Origin of the sequence: Rhizosphaericola mali (assembly GCF_004337365.2) — a bacterium.
Lineage (GTDB): Bacteria > Bacteroidota > Bacteroidia > Chitinophagales > Chitinophagaceae > Rhizosphaericola > Rhizosphaericola mali.
Genome location: NZ_CP044016.1, coordinates 4494851 through 4512898, shown reverse-complemented (window position 1 = coordinate 4512898; position 18048 = coordinate 4494851). Strand labels below are relative to the sequence as shown.

18 protein-coding genes are annotated in these 18048 nt (G+C 35.0%); 10 read left to right on the top strand and 8 right to left on the bottom strand.

The annotated features are described in order from the left end of the window. Positions 1-660, top strand: coding sequence for an outer membrane beta-barrel protein (locus tag E0W69_RS19450; RefSeq protein WP_131331720.1), 660 nt, complete (start codon positions 1-3; stop codon positions 658-660). A 51-nt stretch (positions 661-711) separates the two neighbouring features. Here E0W69_RS19450 and E0W69_RS19445 read toward each other — a convergent pair whose 3' ends face one another. Further along, positions 712-1269 (bottom strand): YqgE/AlgH family protein, encoded by a 558-nt coding sequence (locus E0W69_RS19445; protein WP_191967910.1) that lies wholly within the window; start codon positions 1267-1269, stop codon positions 712-714. A 128-nt stretch (positions 1270-1397) separates the two neighbouring features. Between E0W69_RS19445 and E0W69_RS19440 the strand changes: the two genes are divergently transcribed. The 7 genes from E0W69_RS19440 (at position 1398) to E0W69_RS19410 (ending at position 9499) form a co-directional block, all read left to right on the top strand. Further along, positions 1398-2741 (top strand): sensor histidine kinase, encoded by a 1344-nt coding sequence (locus E0W69_RS19440; RefSeq protein ID WP_131331718.1) that lies wholly within the window; start codon positions 1398-1400, stop codon positions 2739-2741. Between the two features lie 100 nt (positions 2742-2841). Next, positions 2842-4062, top strand: coding sequence for a hypothetical protein (locus E0W69_RS19435; protein ID WP_131331717.1), 1221 nt, complete (start codon positions 2842-2844; stop codon positions 4060-4062). 112 nt (positions 4063-4174) lie between these two features. Continuing rightward, positions 4175-6367, top strand: coding sequence for a glutamine synthetase III family protein (locus E0W69_RS19430; RefSeq protein WP_131331716.1), 2193 nt, complete (start codon positions 4175-4177; stop codon positions 6365-6367). Positions 6368-6585: 218 nt separating this feature from the next. Continuing rightward, entirely contained in the window at positions 6586-7020 is a 435-nt protein-coding gene (locus E0W69_RS19425; RefSeq protein WP_131331715.1) for a hypothetical protein, read from the top strand. 24 nt (positions 7021-7044) lie between these two features. Continuing rightward, entirely contained in the window at positions 7045-7821 is a 777-nt protein-coding gene (locus tag E0W69_RS19420; protein WP_131331714.1) for a prolipoprotein diacylglyceryl transferase, read from the top strand. Positions 7822-7834: 13 nt separating this feature from the next. Next, positions 7835-8101, top strand: coding sequence for a hypothetical protein (locus E0W69_RS19415; protein ID WP_131331713.1), 267 nt, complete (start codon positions 7835-7837; stop codon positions 8099-8101). A 9-nt stretch (positions 8102-8110) separates the two neighbouring features. Further along, positions 8111-9499 carry a radical SAM protein gene (locus tag E0W69_RS19410; RefSeq protein ID WP_131331712.1) on the top strand — a complete coding sequence of 463 codons (1389 nt, stop codon included), beginning with the start codon at positions 8111-8113 and terminating at the stop codon, positions 9497-9499. Positions 9500-9502: 3 nt separating this feature from the next. On the opposite strand, the gene E0W69_RS19405 is transcribed toward E0W69_RS19410, so the two are convergent. The 5 genes from E0W69_RS19405 to E0W69_RS19385 form a co-directional block, all read right to left on the bottom strand. Further along, positions 9503-10780, bottom strand: coding sequence for an ABC transporter permease (locus E0W69_RS19405; RefSeq protein ID WP_131331711.1), 1278 nt, complete (start codon positions 10778-10780; stop codon positions 9503-9505). Positions 10781-10871: 91 nt separating this feature from the next. Continuing rightward, positions 10872-11162 carry a SelT/SelW/SelH family protein gene (locus E0W69_RS19400; RefSeq protein WP_131331710.1) on the bottom strand — a complete coding sequence of 97 codons (291 nt, stop codon included), beginning with the start codon at positions 11160-11162 and terminating at the stop codon, positions 10872-10874. A gap of 6 nt (positions 11163-11168) precedes the next feature. Continuing rightward, on the bottom strand, positions 11169-11564 hold the full coding sequence (locus tag E0W69_RS19395) for an HIT family protein (protein WP_131331709.1): 396 nt from the start codon (positions 11562-11564) through the stop codon (positions 11169-11171). 83 nt (positions 11565-11647) lie between these two features. Beyond that, positions 11648-12121 carry a transcription elongation factor GreA gene (greA, locus tag E0W69_RS19390; RefSeq protein WP_131331708.1) on the bottom strand — a complete coding sequence of 158 codons (474 nt, stop codon included), beginning with the start codon at positions 12119-12121 and terminating at the stop codon, positions 11648-11650. 125 nt (positions 12122-12246) lie between these two features. Further along, positions 12247-13170: an NAD(P)-dependent oxidoreductase gene (locus E0W69_RS19385; RefSeq protein WP_131331707.1), complete on the bottom strand. Its 924-nt coding sequence runs from the start codon at positions 13168-13170 to the stop codon at positions 12247-12249. Positions 13171-13298: 128 nt separating this feature from the next. Here E0W69_RS19385 and E0W69_RS19380 point away from each other — a divergent pair, with 128 nt between their 5' ends. Together E0W69_RS19380 and E0W69_RS19375 are read left to right on the top strand one after the other, a co-directional pair. Then, positions 13299-14198, top strand: a complete 900-nt coding sequence (locus E0W69_RS19380; RefSeq protein ID WP_131331706.1) for an ABC transporter ATP-binding protein — start codon at positions 13299-13301, stop codon at positions 14196-14198. 5 nt (positions 14199-14203) lie between these two features. Then, the gene (locus E0W69_RS19375; RefSeq protein WP_131331705.1) at positions 14204-14998 is read left to right on the top strand and encodes an ABC transporter permease; all 795 of its coding nucleotides are present in this window, start codon (positions 14204-14206) and stop codon (positions 14996-14998) included. Between the two features lie 39 nt (positions 14999-15037). Here the strand turns inward: E0W69_RS19375 and E0W69_RS19370 are convergent, their stop codons facing one another. Both E0W69_RS19370 and E0W69_RS19365 read right to left on the bottom strand, forming a co-directional pair. Then, complete coding sequence (locus E0W69_RS19370; protein WP_131332025.1) at positions 15038-16903, bottom strand: M1 family metallopeptidase; 1866 nt, start codon at positions 16901-16903, stop codon at positions 15038-15040. A 13-nt stretch (positions 16904-16916) separates the two neighbouring features. Continuing rightward, positions 16917-18047, bottom strand: coding sequence for a DUF2891 domain-containing protein (locus tag E0W69_RS19365; RefSeq protein ID WP_131331704.1), 1131 nt, complete (start codon positions 18045-18047; stop codon positions 16917-16919). Between the last annotated feature and the right edge of the window lies 1 nt (position 18048).

The window sequence follows — 18048 nt, the reverse complement described above, 5'->3', positions numbered from 1 at the left end:
ATGAAACGTATATTTCTCTTAAGTTTTTTAATGATAGGATTTCTTTCCATTCTCAGCACATCCAAAGCTCAGCAAGCCGGAGATGTTATTCTTGATTTAAATTACAATACTGCATTTCCATTAGGAGGTTTTAAGACTAATGTTATTGACAAAAATAGCTGGCGTGGCTGGGGAGGTGATGTCATGTATTATATGAGCGATAAAATTGCCGCGGGTCTAGGTGCCAATTACCAAGGATTTCAAGAAAAAGTTCCTAGTAAAACCTACACCATTGGAAATGAAAACTATACTGGAGTATTGAGTTCACGTATGAATATCACTCCTATTTTAGCCAAAGGCCTTTATTCTCCTTTGGGAGGAACGACCAGCCCGATTCAACCCTATGTAAGTTTGGGTGTCGGAGTAGGCGTGGTTGATTTTGATCAATATTTGGGAATGTATTCTACCTATAGCCAAACGAGCGGTCGATTCATGGCGCAAGGTGGAATAGGATTTAATATTCCTTTTGGAAAATTAACTTCGAATGGGATACAATTAGGCGCCAATTATAATTATATTAATTACAATGAAAGTTACTATAATGATAATGGAAGTGAGGGAAAATTACATAATTTAGGAAATATCAATGCTTACATAGGCGTTCATTTTGTTTTGAGATAATAGAATGTCTATTAACAAATAATGCCTCGAAGTATTTCGAGGCATTATTTGTTAATTTAAGGTAGGATCCAAAGGATAATTGATCATTTCTTCATATTTTTTCCCCAAGGTTTTAATAGACTCTTTCCATATCAATTTGGGATTTTCTTGAAAAAGTAATTTTTGCGAGCTTTCCGTTTTTAACCAAGTTTTACCTTCTATTTCACGAGAAAGTTGTTGATCATCCCATCCACTTTGGCCCAAAAAAATTTTTATTTCATGACCATCAATTTCATTGTTCTTTATAAGATCCATAGCAATATCAAAATTTCCACCCCAAAAAATGCCATGATCCACTTTAAAACTATCAGGGAACAGATCTGGACGGGAATGTAAAAAATGCAGCGTATCCAATTTGACCGGCCCTCCATAATGCACAGGAAATGGGCAAGTTCCTATTTCTTTCACCAAAGAGTCCAATTTTTGAGGAAGGCTTTTGTTTATAATAAAACCTAATGCACCTGCATTGTTTACTTCACATATCAACACAACAGATCTAGTAAAGCTTTCATCTGTCAAAAAAGGATCTGCAATAAGACAATCTCCCTGCTTAACTTCAAATTTTTTCATATTTGCTAATTTAATTGTCAAACAATGCATGTTTTTAATCTACAGTTTCTAAATTACGGATTTATAAAATATTTACCTATAAAATAGCTAACGAAAAACTATTTTTGTTGCATATCAATTTTTAGTCAATGGGGGCAATTAGTAAAATAAAAAAATCGATTTCTATAAGTATCGTATTAGTTTTTCTTTCTTTGATAGGCTTTGTAATACTACAGGTGTCTTGGGTATACAATTTAAAGGAAACACAAAAACACCGCGTTTTGGATGATGTAGAGAGATCAATTCAAGATGTTGCAAAAGATTTGGCAAAGCAGCAAACGATGCCCTCTCCGCTTCCAAGACCTAGAAGTGGCACACGTCAAGGCATGCAATTCCAAGATCTATTTTCAATGCCTCCTCAATCTTTGGTAACAGACCATTTTACCCAAAAAGAAATTGACCAAAAAATACATGATGCTTTAAATAAGCATGATGTAGGTGGCATTAATATCGAATATGGTATTTTTAACGGTCCGTCTCCCGAGGCACACACAAGATACTTTATGGATTATTTTTTGGATTCTTCGATTTTAAAATTGACCATTCCAATTGTTAATAATGATAATTTTGGTATGTTTATGGCTCCCGAGGCCATTTGCTACATCATTCCAAATCTACAAAGACAAGTCTTAGGTTCATTAACATGGAGTTTAATATCGTCTGGATTATTTACACTTGTAATTATCATGGCATTTTACACAACCATTAAAACCATGTTAGAGCAAAGTACGCTGAGCAAGGTTAAGACAGATTTTATCAATAATATGACGCATGAATTCAAGACTCCGATTGCAACTATTTCGCTGGCTGTAGATGCACTTCAAAATCCTAAAGTATTTGGTAATGCAGAAAAGATGTCCTATTTCAATGGAATTATAAAGGAAGAAAATAAACGCATGAATAAACATGTGGAAACCATATTACAAGCTGCTAGTATGGAAAGGCAGGAATTACAACTTAATATAAATGACCTTCATATCCACGATATAGTTCATCATATTGTAGATGTATTCACCTTACAGCTACAAGATAAAAATGGACAAATTGTTTTAGATCTTGACGCAAAAAATGATCTTGTAAAAGGTGACGATACACATATAAACAATCTGATCAATAATCTAGTAGACAATGCGGTAAAATATTCCAATCCTGAAGTGCCCTTAATTATTAGAATTAGCACCTCATCTAATAGCCGATATTTGACTGTAAAGATTGAGGACAATGGAATTGGAATGAGCAAAGAAACAGTAAAAAGAGTGTTTGAAAGATTTTATCGAGCTCATACAGGCAATATTCATAATGTAAAAGGATTTGGATTGGGTATGAGTTATGTAAAAACAATTATAGAAGCACATCATGGAAAAATAAAAGTTGACAGCACATTAGGAAAAGGGTCTGTTTTTACTATCGAGTTACCTATCGAAAACGCATAATTTGTTGACGGTAATCATATATATAAGTTATCTTATTTTAGGATTTTTGATACTCTTTTGTAGTAAAAAATATTATCAAAACCTAATAAGCTGGCAATGGATGAGCTGTGCATTTTTTTTTCGTATTTTAATTGGTATTACATACGGTTATTTATACAGTCATATAAAAAGCGATCTATCTGACACTTGGAAATTTTTTCTACATGCAAAAGATCAAATAGGTATATTTCAAGAACATCCACTGTCATTTTTCACCTATGACATAATAGATCATCATATTTATTCTGGGAGTTTAACCAAGGATTTATTCAAACAAGATCAATCATTTTTCAATGACTTGCACGATATTTTGTTTATTAGAGTTGTAATTTTATTTAATTTCCTAAGTGGAAATCGATATTATGCCAATGTTATTCTATTTAATATTTGGACGATTTGGGGAAGTATCAACATGGGGAAATGGCTATTAAACTATTTACCATCAAATAAACGAATCATTATTTTTTTTCTCTTTTTATTCCCCTCTTTCCTTTTTTGGAACTGTGGCGTACATCGTGACGGTTTAGCATTTTGGGTGTTATCGACAATCCTGCTCAGTACTCATAATTTACTTTCCAAAGATTACTCCCTAATTTCTATTTGGCGTAGCTTATTTCTTTTCATTCAAATAGTATTTTTACTTGTATTCAAAATTTATTGGGTGATTTTATTGGTTCCTTTTTTAACCTTATTTTACTTTGTCGAAAAACGAAAATTAAAAAATTCTATTCTAATATTTTCCTTATTTACGGTTGGGGGTATCTTGTTTTTTGCATTAAGTATCTATTTTCCCAATTCATTTAAACTTTCAGAAAAACTAGCAGAGAAACAATATGCATTCCTATCTGAAGTCCACGGAACAATAAAACTACAATTACCTTATCTGACCTCTTCCATATTATCCTATTTCGCAATATTACCATCTTCTCTTCGCAATTTAATTCTTACCCCTTCATTTAAGGATTGGTTTTCTTCCGTTGGCATTTTAGCATTATTCGGACAAGCATTCTTTTGGTCCTTTATACTTTTGGCACTTGTTTTTCCAAAAAGAAATTGGAAATCTATCATAAATACACCAGTTGTAGTATTTTTCCTATTCTTTTCACTTTCTAATATGTTATTAATTGGTATAACCATTCCCTACTTAAGTGCGCTTATTAGATACATCGTTAATTTCCAAACATTCATATTAATTATATTAGGATATATAATAGATTGGTACAAGATAGCGGACTTACGCATATTTAAAAATATTAATATAAATAAGTTTGCAAAAAAATAATCCTTTTTTTAAATAAATAACATAGATATTCTTATTTTTACGAATTAATATTGAGTATTTGTTCATTTTATTGAAAAATATCTTATTCTTTACCAAAAGGGAGAAATAAATTATGTCATTAAGATTTGAGGCAATTAATAACCTCACTGCAGAAAAAGAGCCTGTAATCAAATACAGCCCAGTGAAAGTAACGTCCATTTTCAGAGAAAATGTATTTACGTTAGAGAAAGCAAGAATGTTTCTTACAGATGAAGCGTATAAAAGCTTGTCTGCAAGCATCAAAGGCGGCAAAAAAATTGATCGCGAAATGGCGAATCAAATTGCTATCGGATTACGTACATGGGCAGAATCTAAAGGTGTAACCCATTATACTCACTGGTTCCAACCCTTAACTGGAACGACTGCAGAAAAACATGATTCATTTTTCACACTTAAAGGTGATGGATCGGCTATTGATCAATTTGATGGTGATGCATTGATCCAACAAGAACCAGACGCATCTTCTTTCCCTTCTGGTGGTATCAGAGCGACTTTCGAAGCGAGAGGTTATACCGCTTGGGATCCTACGTCTCCAGCATTTATATATGAAGTTGGTTTGGGTAAAACTTTATGTATCCCAACAATTTTCATCTCTTACACTGGTGAATCTTTAGATTATAAAGCTCCTTTATTAAAAGCTTTGGATGCTATTGATACAGCGGCCGTAGATGTTGCAAGATATTTTGATAGAAATATTACGAAAATCACACCTACTTTGGGTTGGGAACAAGAATATTTCGTTGTAGATGAAGGTTTGGCAAATGCTCGTCCTGACTTAATCCAATGTGGTCGCACGGTATTCGGTGCGTCTCCTGCGAAAGGTCAACAATTGGAAGATCACTATTTTGGTTCTATCCCTGAAAGAGTGTACAACTTCATGTTGGATTTCGAAACAGTTGCTTACAAATTAGGTATTCCATTAAAAACACGTCACAACGAAGTTGCGCCAGCTCAATTTGAAGTTGCGCCAATTTTCGAAGAAGTGAATATAGCAGTGGACCACAATATTTTGTTGATGGATTTGATGACGCGTGTTGCAAAACGTCACAAATTGAAAGTGTTGTTACACGAAAAACCATTTGCAGGTATCAATGGTAGTGGTAAACACAACAACTGGAGTATGGCAACGGATACAGGTATCAACTTGTTGGCTCCTGGCAAAACGCCAAAAACAAATTTATTGTTCTTGACTTTCTTTGTAAATACAATCAAAGCCGTTCATACATATTCTGATATTTTGAGAGCTTCTATCGCTTCTGCAAGTAATGATCACCGTTTGGGTGCTAATGAAGCGCCTCCTGCGATCATTTCTGTATTCGTTGGTAGTGCATTACGCCAAGTTTTGGACGATATCGAAACACGTGTTACTGATAAATTTGACGAACAAGATGAAGCTATCTTGAAATTAGATTTACATCGTGGCATTCCTGAAGTATTATTGGACAACACGGATCGTAACCGTACTTCTCCATTTGCATTCACAGGTAATAAATTTGAATTTAGAGCCGTAGGTTCTTTGGCAAATTGTGCCAATGCAATGGTTTCTTTGAATACTATCGTTGCTCAAACTTTGAAAGACTTCAAAAAAGAAGTTGATGCATTGATCGAAGGCGGTACCAAAAAAGAAATCGCCATTATGCAAATCATTCAAAAATATATCAAAGAAAGTAAAGATGTATTGTTTGAAGGAGATGGTTATAGCGACGAATGGGAAAAAGAAGCGGAAAAACGTGGTCTTCCAAATGTAAAAACTACACCTTTAGCATTGGATGCTTTGTCTACTGAAAAAGCGAAAAAACTTTTCACAGAAAACGGAGTATATTCTGACAGAGAATTAGAAGCTAGACACGAAATCGAATTGGAAAATTATTTGAAAAAAGTACAAATCGAAGCACGTATCATGGGAGATTTAGCGCTAAATCATATTATCCCTGTAGCGATCAAATATCAAAATACATTGGCTCAAAATATCAAAAACTTGAGCGACGCAGGTCTTCCAGAATCTTCTTACGCTGCACAAAAAGATATTCTTTCTAAAGTTGCAAAACATATCGAAGAAATCTATAACAACGGTGCATCAATGATTAAAGCGAGAAAAGTTGCGAATAAAATCGAAGATATCCGTGAAAGAGCGATCTCTTACGAAAAAGATATCAAAGCCGCCTATTTCGAAACGATCAGATACCATGTTGACAAATTGGAAGCATTAATCGACAATGAAGAATGGTGCTTACCTAAATACCGTGAATTATTATTTTTACGCTAATTAGTTAAAGTTTCATTTAACCATATCCGAACGAGGCTCCAATGAGCCTCGTTTCATTTTTATACCAAGTTATCGCTATATTTACCACACCGAGCTTAGCACTATTTGAACCATATTCTATGAGATCACATTTATTACTTTACTTTTCAATATTTTCCTTTGTTTCATTTGTTTCATTTGGACAACAAAAAGGATCTGACAATCCAAACATGAGGACTTTGAAAGATACTTCCATTGACTCTTATATTGATAGTTTGAAAATTGCAATTTTCCAAGACACATTGAAATTTAATCGCACTGACTTACTACACACCAACATGGGAACAAGAAATACACAATCTTATTCACCAATTTATATTGTAAATATGCGTTATATGTACAATCTCGATATAATAAATGGCACTCTCGTAAAAGAATTTGTTAACAACATACTTAATCCATCAAAGATCCAAACAATTGAAATTCTAGATACATTATATAGTCAATCATTGTTTGGTACAAGAGGAATTAATGGTGCAATTTTAATTACAACAAAGAAAAAAGCCAAATTGAATTTTAAAATAGCAGGGCTAAAATGGGCAAAAAATAAAAAATATAAATATGGAAATAACTTTGATCAACGCCAAGGCAATGAAATCAAGATTCTTTATTAACTGTTCAATAGACAATTTTGCACAATGCAAATAAATTTCCCAGTACATATCACTATTGCAGGCCATTTTATGGCTTTACATAATTTAATGGAAACGCTGGGGATTTTCATAGCTATGCGCTATTACTATTTTCTCAAGAAACGTAATGTTCAAGTTGAATTGAGTAGCACTCATTCTTTAGTTGTTTTAATTGGCGCTACTGCTGGCGCTTATCTGGGTGCACATCTTTGGGGTTCACTAGAAAATATCCCAGCATGGAAATCAAGTCCGAATCCGATCAACTATTTTTTGCATAATATGACAATTGTTGGTGGCTTATTGGGCGGTTTGATTGGTGTCGAACTTGCCAAATTAACCATTCATGAAAAAAGTAAAACCGGGGATTTATTTACCTATCCATTACTTCTTGCTTTAATTATTGGGAGAATTGGTTGCTTCTCTGCTGGCATTTATGAAGAAACCTATGGCATACCTACAACACTTCCTTGGGGAATGGATTTGGGAGATGGATTACATAGACATCCTGTGAATCTATATGAAATTATATATTTAATTTTTTGCTGGATTTTCATTTTTCAAATACAGAAAAAATACAATTTGGACAATGGCGCTACATTTAAAATATTCATGATTTTATATTTAGTATTTCGCTTTTTACTAGACTTTATCAAACCAGGCTGGCGTTATTTTTTCGGATTAGGAAGTATCCAAATAGCTTGTTTACTTGGGCTTTTATATTATTATCGCTACATCTTTGATTTTCGGAAATTATTGCGAAGTCCTAATTATTCACTAACTTAGAAAAAAAGATATCATGCGATATGGAATTTTACTAGAGGGCGGCTTTGGAACTTCTCATGGAGCCGAAGTTGGTATATTTTTTTTCGGCCTATTTCTGCTAAGTTTAGTTGTTGGACTTTTCATTTTACTGCTTGCTGTAATTATGAGCGCATTTCGTCCTCGTGAAAACCAAAATACACCTGATCCTAATTTAAAAAGACTTAGAAAAGTAGGACTCATTTCGATACTCGTCGCTCTATGTAGCGCGTTATTAACTGCTGTATTCTGCTCTGGAATTTAAAACCAAATTATGCCCGTTAGAAATTATACCTATTACGACTTTACCACAAGCCTTTGTCCTATTTGCTTAAAAAGAATTGGTGCAAAAATTATCTTTGAAGACGAGAAAGTTTTTATGACAAAGACTTGCAAAGAGCATGGTTTTTTTAAAACAAAAATTGCTTCTGACATTCAATATTATAAAGACATTCGCAATTATAATAAAGCATCCGAAATGCCCCTTCATTTTAGTGGAGAGGTGGAGCATGGGTGTCCTTATGATTGTGGACTCTGTACCGACCATGAGCAACATAGCTGCCTTTCCATCGTGGAAATAACCGACCGCTGCAATCTCACTTGCCCAACTTGTTACGCTATGTCTTCGCCCCATTATGGACGTCACAGAACCGTAGAAGAGATAGAAAAAATGTTGGATATCATCGTGCGAAACGAGGGCGAACCAGATGTTGTGCAAATAAGTGGTGGCGAGCCTACAATTCATCCTAATTTTTTCGAAATTTTGGATAGTGCCAAACGTAAACCGATCAAACATTTGATGGTGAATACCAATGGTGTACGCATTGCAAATGATCCTGGATTTGCAGAAAAATTGGCAACGTATATGCCCGATTTCGAAATTTATTTGCAGTTTGATTCTTTCAAACCAGAAGTTTTGGAAAAATTACGAGGTAAAGATTTGACCGATATTCGGGTAAAAGCATTGGAAAAATTAAACGAATTAAATCTTAGTACGACGCTTGTTGTGACGATGCAAGCAGGATTGAATGATGATGAATGTGGTAAAATCATTGAATTTGCTTTGAAGCAGAAATGCGTGCGTGGTGTCACCTTTCAACCAATTCAAATTGCAGGGAGAAATGATGCCGATGCGCCTGACAATCGTATCACATTGACAGACGTTAGAAATAAAATATTGGAACAAACGGACGTTTTTCAGTCCAATGATATTATCCCTGTCCCTTGCAATCCGGATGCACTTGCGATGGGTTACGTTTTAAAATTGGGACAAAATCATTTTCCCTTAACGCGTTATTTGGATCCGCAAGCATTGCTAAATAACAATACTAGAAACACTATTGTATACGAACAAGATGAAAATCTAAAAGGTCAATTAATCAAAATTTTCAGCACGGGAATTTCCGTAGATAAGGTAAATGATGATGTACATCAGTTGCTTTGTTGTTTGCCAGACGTATATGCGCCAGGACTGAATTATGATAATTTATTCCGAATTATTATTATGAATTTTATGGATGCATACGACTTTGATGTCAGAGCCGTGAAAAAATCCTGTGTCCATATCGTCAATAAGGATGGAAAATTGATTCCATTTGAAAATATGAATCTATTTTACCGTGACGAAAAAATTAAAATTTTGGAAAAATTAATTAGCGAATAGGTATTATTCGTAACGCAATGCGTCGATAGGATTGAGTTTGGACGCTTTGATCGCAGGCCATAAACCTGCGCCCAATCCTACACCTGTACAAATGAGAATCCCGACAATAATCCAATTCCAAGGAATAACGAATCCCGATCCTAACATCATGGAAACTAGATTTCCCACAATGATACCAAGCAAAATGCCAATAATTGCACCTATTAAACTAATAAGTGTAGATTCAAATAAAAATTGTTGTTTGATCTGAACGCTCTTGCCTCCGATAGCTTTTACCAATCCCACTTCTTTGGTACGTTCAGAAACGGCAACTAGCATAATATTCATCAAACCAATCGCCGCGCCGACAAGTGTGATTATGCCAATAGCGGCCGCTGCACCTTGCAAACTCCCCAACATTCCGATAATTGTTTCCGCCATTTTATCACTTTTATTAATGATAAAATTGTCTTCATCTGTTGGTATCAAGTGACGCATCCTACGAAAAACACCCGTCGCCTCCGCAATCGCCAAGGGCATGCTATTGATATCGTTACACAAAACGCCAATCGAATAGGATACATCTCCAAGATTAGAATTTTTTCTGACGCTATTGTAAGAGGTAATGACAATGTTATCTTTACTTCCAAATCCTGCAGCACCTTTCGCAACCAAGACACCGACAACACGGTATGGGATGCCACTAACAAGCACATATTTATCCAAATAACTCAATTTTCCTTGTTCGCCAAATAGCTTCGCAGCTACATCATTTCCCAAAATACAAACATTACGTCCAGAAGCAACATCCATTTTATTGAGATTGCGACCAGCCGCTAGCTTAAAACCATTTACTGCCAAATAATTTTCATCGCCACCGCTAATGCTAACGTTGGGATTGGTTTTCTTGCTTTTGTAATGCACTTCCTCATTTTTGGAACCATCCAATGCGATGCTTACGAGAGCAGGATAATGATAATTTTCTTTAAATAATTCCGCTTCCCTTAGGGATATTTTCTTGTCTAGTTTGGATTTTTTCGTCTTTTTTCCTGAAATGGTTTTGCGAGCCTCACTATTATTATCATTTCCAAATCGATTTCGATCTTTATACGCAATCGTAAAGCCATTTGCACCCATAGACGAAAAACTTTCGCGCATGTGATCATTCATCGCTTGAATCGAAGTAATAATTCCAATCAACGCCATAATCCCAAAAGCAATAATCGCGATCGTGATACCACTACGCAATTTGTTGCTTCGGACCGTCTGCAACGCCATCAGAAAATTATCTTTGAGTTTCAATTATGGGAATTTATTTAGGGAAAATTACATTGAAGCTGTAATTATGCCAAAAGCAAATGTAGTGGTGGTCAATTCTTTATGTGAATGGCAATTATTCTGACTTTTTATCGGAATGTCCCAACGATTTTTCAGGTGCCACAAAATCTCGTACTTTTTGTTTCAATGCTTTAATTTCAGGAAAACCGCCATCTCGCTTACGATCAAAAAGCATCTCACCCTCTTGGATGCCAATTTGAAATCTACCCGTCACTTCGCTTGGGATAAGCGTTACACCTTTCAATTCTTCAGAAAATGTGGTCAACAATTCCTGCGCCATATAGGCAGCGCGCAATAACCAACCACATTTCGGACAATATTCTATGGTAATGATTTTCTTTTCCATATATAATTATTTACCCAAAGCATCGACAATTTTCTTCTGAATTTCTTCCATTTCAGAAGCTTCCAATTGCAATTTCTTTTGTGTAAAATTAGTATCCTGCATATCAGAAATCGGCAATAAATGTAGATGTGCATGTGGCACTTCGAGACCAATTACAGAAAGCCCGACGCGCTTGCAAGGAATGACTTTTTCTATCGCCGCGGCAATCGGTTTGGAAAACACCAATAATTCGGATAAATAATCCTCTGGAAGATCAAATATTTTATCAATTTCAATTTTGGGAACGACCAATGTATGACCTTTTACCAAAGGAAAAATATCTAAAAAAGCGTAAAATTTATCGTTTTCTGCGATTTTATAAGAAGGGATTTCTCCCGCTATGATTTTTGAAAATATAGACATATTGCAATATTATTTGCTGCTAAGATAAAACAAAAGCCTTTGCAGTGATAACTACAAAGGCTTCAAAATAATGTAAAAAAATATTAAAGGGAGATATTATCCACTTTAAATTTCATCGTACCATTCGGCGCAACGACTTCCGCAATTTCACCTACTTTTTTACCGATCAATCCTTTTCCGATAGGAGAAGTAATGGACAATTTTTGCTCTTTAATATTCGCTTCTTGTTCGCCTACCAATTGGTAAGTAAAAGTCTTTTTATTGGCAAGATTGGTTATGGTTACACGAGTCAATACAGCCACTTTGCTGATATCGATTTCGGATTCATCTATAATTCTAGCGTTCGCAATATGACTTTCCATCACGGCGATCTTCGCTTCTAATATACCTTGCGCATCTTTTGCGGCATCATATTCCGCATTTTCCTTAAGATCACCTTTCTCCCTAGCTTCTGCAATAGCAGCGGCGGCAGCAGGGCGATCAACAGCTTTTAATTGTTGTAATTCCTTTTTCATTTTCTCAAAACTTTCTTTTGAGAAATACATTACGTCACTCATATACACATTTTAAGCATTAGACAAAAAAAGTACAACGCCACACAAACATGCAGCGTTGCACAGAAAAAAGAAAACAAAATTAATTCATTTATTTGTTAAAAACAACCCAAACAAAGGCTAAAATTTTATTTAATACCTAACTTTTCAAGCACAACTTTCGCCATTTTCAAATAGGCTTCATGCGTATATCCTGCGATATGTGGCGTTACAATTACATTGGGTTGTTGTGCAAGCCAAGACAATTCTTCTTTTTGGGTTTCGGTAAATGTGTCGAGTTTTTCATTTTCCAAAACATCCAATGCTGCAGCTTTAATATTTCCATTTTTCAAAGCGCGAATTACGGCTCCAGTTTCTGTCACTTTGCCTCTACAGCAGGAAATGAAATAAGGCTTTTTCTTCATTTTTTGAAAAAATGAATCATTGGCATAATGTAAAGTTTCGTCCGTCAATGGAATATTCATGCTAATTACATCGGCATTTTCCAAAATATCTTCTGGCGTCGTTTCTATGACATTACCAATTCCAAATCCAAATTTATATTTATCATGTGCTAATATCTTCACACCAAAAGAAGACAGCACACGTGCAAATGCTGGACCTGTGTGTCCAAATCCAATAATACCTACCGTTTTACCCGAAAGTTCGTCCCCTCTATTCGCATCTCTTATCCATTCAAAATTGCGAACTTCATTCGCGCTTTTGTGTATATTATTCATCAAGCCAAGCAACAAACCCAAACTATGCTCTCCGACCGCATTACAATTACCTTCTGGGCTGCTTTCACATTGAATTCCTTTACTCTCTGCATAAGGAATATCTATCAATTCTAAACCGCTGCCTAATCGTCCAATCCATTTTAATTTGACGCCATTATCAATGATTTTTTTATCTACTTTGATACGCGTAGTGATGATCAAGCCATCTATATCTTTAATCTTCTCTTCTACTTCTTCTTTTGTAATAGCAGGTTGAAAATCTACTTTGTATCCATTTTTTTCCAATGTTTCGATCAAGAATGGATGAACTTTCGCTGTAACTAATGCTTTCATTTTGTACAATTAAGGAGCACAAAGTTATATTATATACAAATAACCATTGAGCTTTGATTTTTTACCATTCATAAATTGTCTCTCATTTGTGACTGATAGTAAATTTATCTTTATAAAAACTATTCTCTATGGAATATACTATTGAAACCAAGCATCTCGATTTCAGTTTTGGCAATAGTCCCATTTTGTCAGATATTAATCTTCAAGTAAAAAAAGGAGAAATATTTTGCTTTTTGGGACATAATGGAGCTGGAAAAACGACAACAATAAAGCTATTATTGGGTTTATTACAAAGCAAGGAAGACAATATTTCGATCTTCGGAAAATCTATTAAAAAGGAAAGAGTCGAAGTACTAAAAGGCATTGGATCCTTGATAGAGCAACCTTCTCTATACGAACATATGACGGGGAGAGAAAATCTCATCAACCGAGCCAAGCTATTACAAACGCCTACGAGTGGCGTGGACGAAGTTCTTGAAATCGTCGACCTAAAAGATAGTGCTAATAAAAAGGCGGGCAAATATTCTCTAGGGATGAAACAACGCTTAGGCATCGGCTTAGCATTGCTTGGTGATCCCCAACTCTTGATACTAGACGAACCGACCAATGGTCTAGATCCAAATGGAATACTCGCTATCAGAAATCTACTCAAAGACCTTACGCAGAACAAAGGAAAAACAATTTTTGTTTCTAGTCATCTTTTGAGTGAAGTGGAAAAAATAGCCACTGAAGTTGGTATCGTTGATCATGGTAAACTATTATTTCAAGGAAGCATCGGCGAACTATCCAAAAATCAAAAAAGTGAAATCGTACTTCATTGTAATAGTTTGGATATCGCGAAAAATTTATTAGATGCGAAAGCAATACATTTCACCCATGAAAATAATGAACTTATCATAGGATTCAATGACTACACACAAATGGCGGAGCTCAACAAATATCTTGTTTCTAATAATGTAGACGTCTATGAAATTTACCATAGAAAACAAGACCTCGAACATTTATTTTTAGAAATAATTAAAGCGTAACTATTATGAAATCCATCTTACTTTCTATACAATCCGAATTTTACAAATCGAGAAAAACCGCAGCATTTTGGGGTGCTATCATCTTACCATTTGCCATCTGTACCTTAATTACATTTGGTGAATTATTGACACAAAAGGAACCATATAAAGGTCCCGCATTCATGGAATGGATACATTTCTTGAGTGGAACTCTGGGTATCATGGGAACCTTGATCTTACCCATGTATATCATATTTGCAGCCTATTCAGTCAACAATATTGAACATAAGGCAAATGCATGGAAAAGCTTATTTGCATTGCCATTGAGTAAATTAGGAATATATGCGGGCAAATACATTTTTGCTGTAATTCTAGTTTTCATTATGTTGTTAGGATTTGGTTTATTCTCCTATTTGGGAGGAATGCTATCCTCTGCACTTCGTCCTAAAATGGTACATTATGCAGACTACAATATCGCCCCATTTTTAATACAATTAGAATGCAAATTATTACTTTCCTCTCTGGGCATTTTATCTATACAATTAATATTTAGTGCACTATGGAAAGACTTCCTAAAACCAATGGGGATCGGTTTAATGTGTGTAATTACCGGAATTATTTTAGTCGGTGCAAAAATTAAAAATAATTTTCTATTTCCCTATAGTCATCCGCTTTTAGCCATTAATACAATGCGCGCAAATGGGCAAAATGGCAACATCAATGTAAATGTCTTTTCTCAAGAGATATTTGTGAGTATAATAATCTCCGTTGTCTTTTTTATATTAGGATACATAATCGTTTCGAAGAAAAGTATTGAATAAAAACAAAAAGGTCGGAAATCAATTTCCGACCTTTTTGTTTTAGTTATTTGGAACAACCAATTTATTATTCGTTCGATCTACATCTGCCATTCTTTGAGAAGGATCAATTTCTATAGAAGAAATACTACCCACTGATTTGGATAATTTTATAGTCGTTTCTGGATTTGTCCACGGCCATTCCTTTTCTACTATACGATCTGCCTGATCCGCTTCCGCAGGTTTTGCTCCATAAGTTAATTCAAGCGGAATATAATGCCATTCATTTGAACCATCTTTATATGTCACTAAAACATCTAATGGCATCGGCATTTTTCCAATACGTTTAAAACTAACCAATGCAGAATCATTTTCTTGTTTGATATCACCAATACCATAATCTATAGTTTTGGTAGTACCGATCCAATATTGATTATACCATTGTAATTCTAGTCCACTAACTTCCTCTGCAACTCTTATAAAGTCGTTGGGATTGGGATGTTTGAAATGCCATTGTTTGTAGTATTCCAATAAAAATTTATCCATATTATCATTACCTATGATATAGGATAATTGTTCGTACCAAACACCACCTTTACTATACGCAGCTTGACCATAAGCATAATTGGTATTATAATGATCAGAATGCGTTGTCATCGGCTCTTCCATACCACTTTTTGCTAATCGATAATAACTCAAATAGGGAGGTAAATACCACATTGAATCGTGATGTAACCAACCCGTAATCCTAGACTCTGCATAAGTAGCACCACCTTCATCCATGAATGGATATAAACTTTCATTGCTTCCCATCATTCCTTGATACCAACTATGCATCCACTCATGTAATGCCGTACCAATACCATGACCTTTGATCAAGGTAGCCATTGGATATTCCATACCACCATCACCACCTTGTATAAAGGAGTAATTTTTATATGGATAAGGACCAAATGTCTTCGCAATAAAAGGATATGCATAAGCCACTGTGTCCGCCATAATATTCCATAGTTTTTCCGTATTCGCATCTTTTTGTTTGAATACGATATATAACAATGGACCATTTTTAGGTTGACGTTTGATCAACTTATAGTCAGGATCAGCCGCCCATACGAAATCATGAACATTCTCTGCCGCAAACTTCCATGTCTTTACGCCATTTTTTACTACTCCATTTCCGGCACCGTATCCAAATCCTACTTCATTTGGATTTTGAATCGTACCTGTACCGGCAACTAAATAGGTTGGATCGATATTAATAGTTACATTGTATGCACCCCACACACCGTAAAACTCACGTGCGATATAAGGATTGGCATTCCAACCTTGATAGTCATATTCCACGATTTTAGGATACCATTGACTCATGCTATAACGAACGCCTTCTTCATTATCACGACCACTTCTACGTACTTGCAAAGGAACTTGAGCATTAAAATCAATATCAATTTTGGAACTAGATTTAGGTAAAATTGGTTTGGATAAATCTACTTCTAATATAGTTTCATGCTCAACTAATTTTTGATTTACGCCGTTGACTTTTACAAATTTTACATGTTGATAACCAATTTCATCAGGTTTTAGATGACTAATTCTGTCCTTCACACGACCATCCCAATCTCTTACTTCTTGTCCACTTTTCGTTGTACCTAGAACCGTTTTTCCCAATTCTCTACTACGCACATCCATCATACTATTGGGCTGAAATGCATTCCAATACGTATGAATAAACAATTTTTTCAAAGTATCAGGAGAGTTATTCCAGTATGTAATATTTTCCGTACCTGAAAATTGATTAATTTTTACATTGACATCAACATTAATATTATAGTTGATTTTTTGTTGCCATCTATCTGACTGCGCATCTACCGAGGCAATTGAAAACGTAGCAAACAATAAAGTGCTCGCTATTATTTTTTTCCCTTTCATATTTTTAAAACTGTTATTCATTGATAATATTTAAAGCATATACGGCAAATGTACCCAACCAATGCTCTCCGCCATAGTTACCACTTGCGATATAAGGCAATGTAGTTAGCAAATCTTTAATCGCAGCTTTTTTTAATTTCATTGCATTTTTCGGATCGTTTGATTGTTTTGCGAGACCATATAAGCACCAAGCACGACTAAGATTCAAACCATCCATATGAACGAGCATATAATCCGAACGATTTTTTATAGTAGGTAATTGCAAAATACGTTGCCAACCTGCCGCATTATAGAAACTATTTAACCAATTTTGAAAATCATTTTTTGATAAAATACGACGCATCAAATCCGCTTCTTCCAAACTAGGAGATAAAAAATCTGTCGCATTAGGCTCCCAATTTGCAGGAATATTTTTATCATTTAAATAATAATCTTTCGCTCTTTTTACAAGTAAGTTTTCAAATGCGGTATCTTTTACTGTCCTAGCATAGTCCAATGCCAATACCATTGCAAATGCAGTATTGGAATGCATACCGGAACGATCAGGATACACTTGATCAGGTAAAAATGCAGACCATAATTGTTTAACTTTTTCAACTAATGGTTGCAAATTTTCATGCCAAACTTGTGCGTCTGGATTTGATTTCCAATCGACCAACTCTTGATCCAATTTTAAAATCCATCCCCAGCCATAAGGTCTTTCGTAGGATTTGGCTATTTTATATTTATCATAGTATTGCGCTTCTACAACGATTTTATTTTTATTCAAATCCGAAGCTAACAACTCTTTAATTTTTGTTGCAGAAGCCATGTTGGGAAATTGTTTCAATAATTTCACCAACATCCAATGACCATGCACACAACTATGCCAATCAAAACAACCATAAAATGCCGGATGTAATTCTTTAGGAGAAATATCTCGACTATCGTCTTCCATCGTATGCGAAGTTTTATTTGGATATTCCTTCGTCGCACAATTCAAAACCAACTGAGCAAAATGCTCGGCTCCCGCCGCCGTCAATTGCACTTTGGTAGAATCATTAGAGACTATAATAATTTTATCCAAATCCGTAGTCTGCGCATTTAACTTACCCAATATTAAAATAATACATAGTAAGCCAAGTAATGTTTTAGTTTTTTGCATA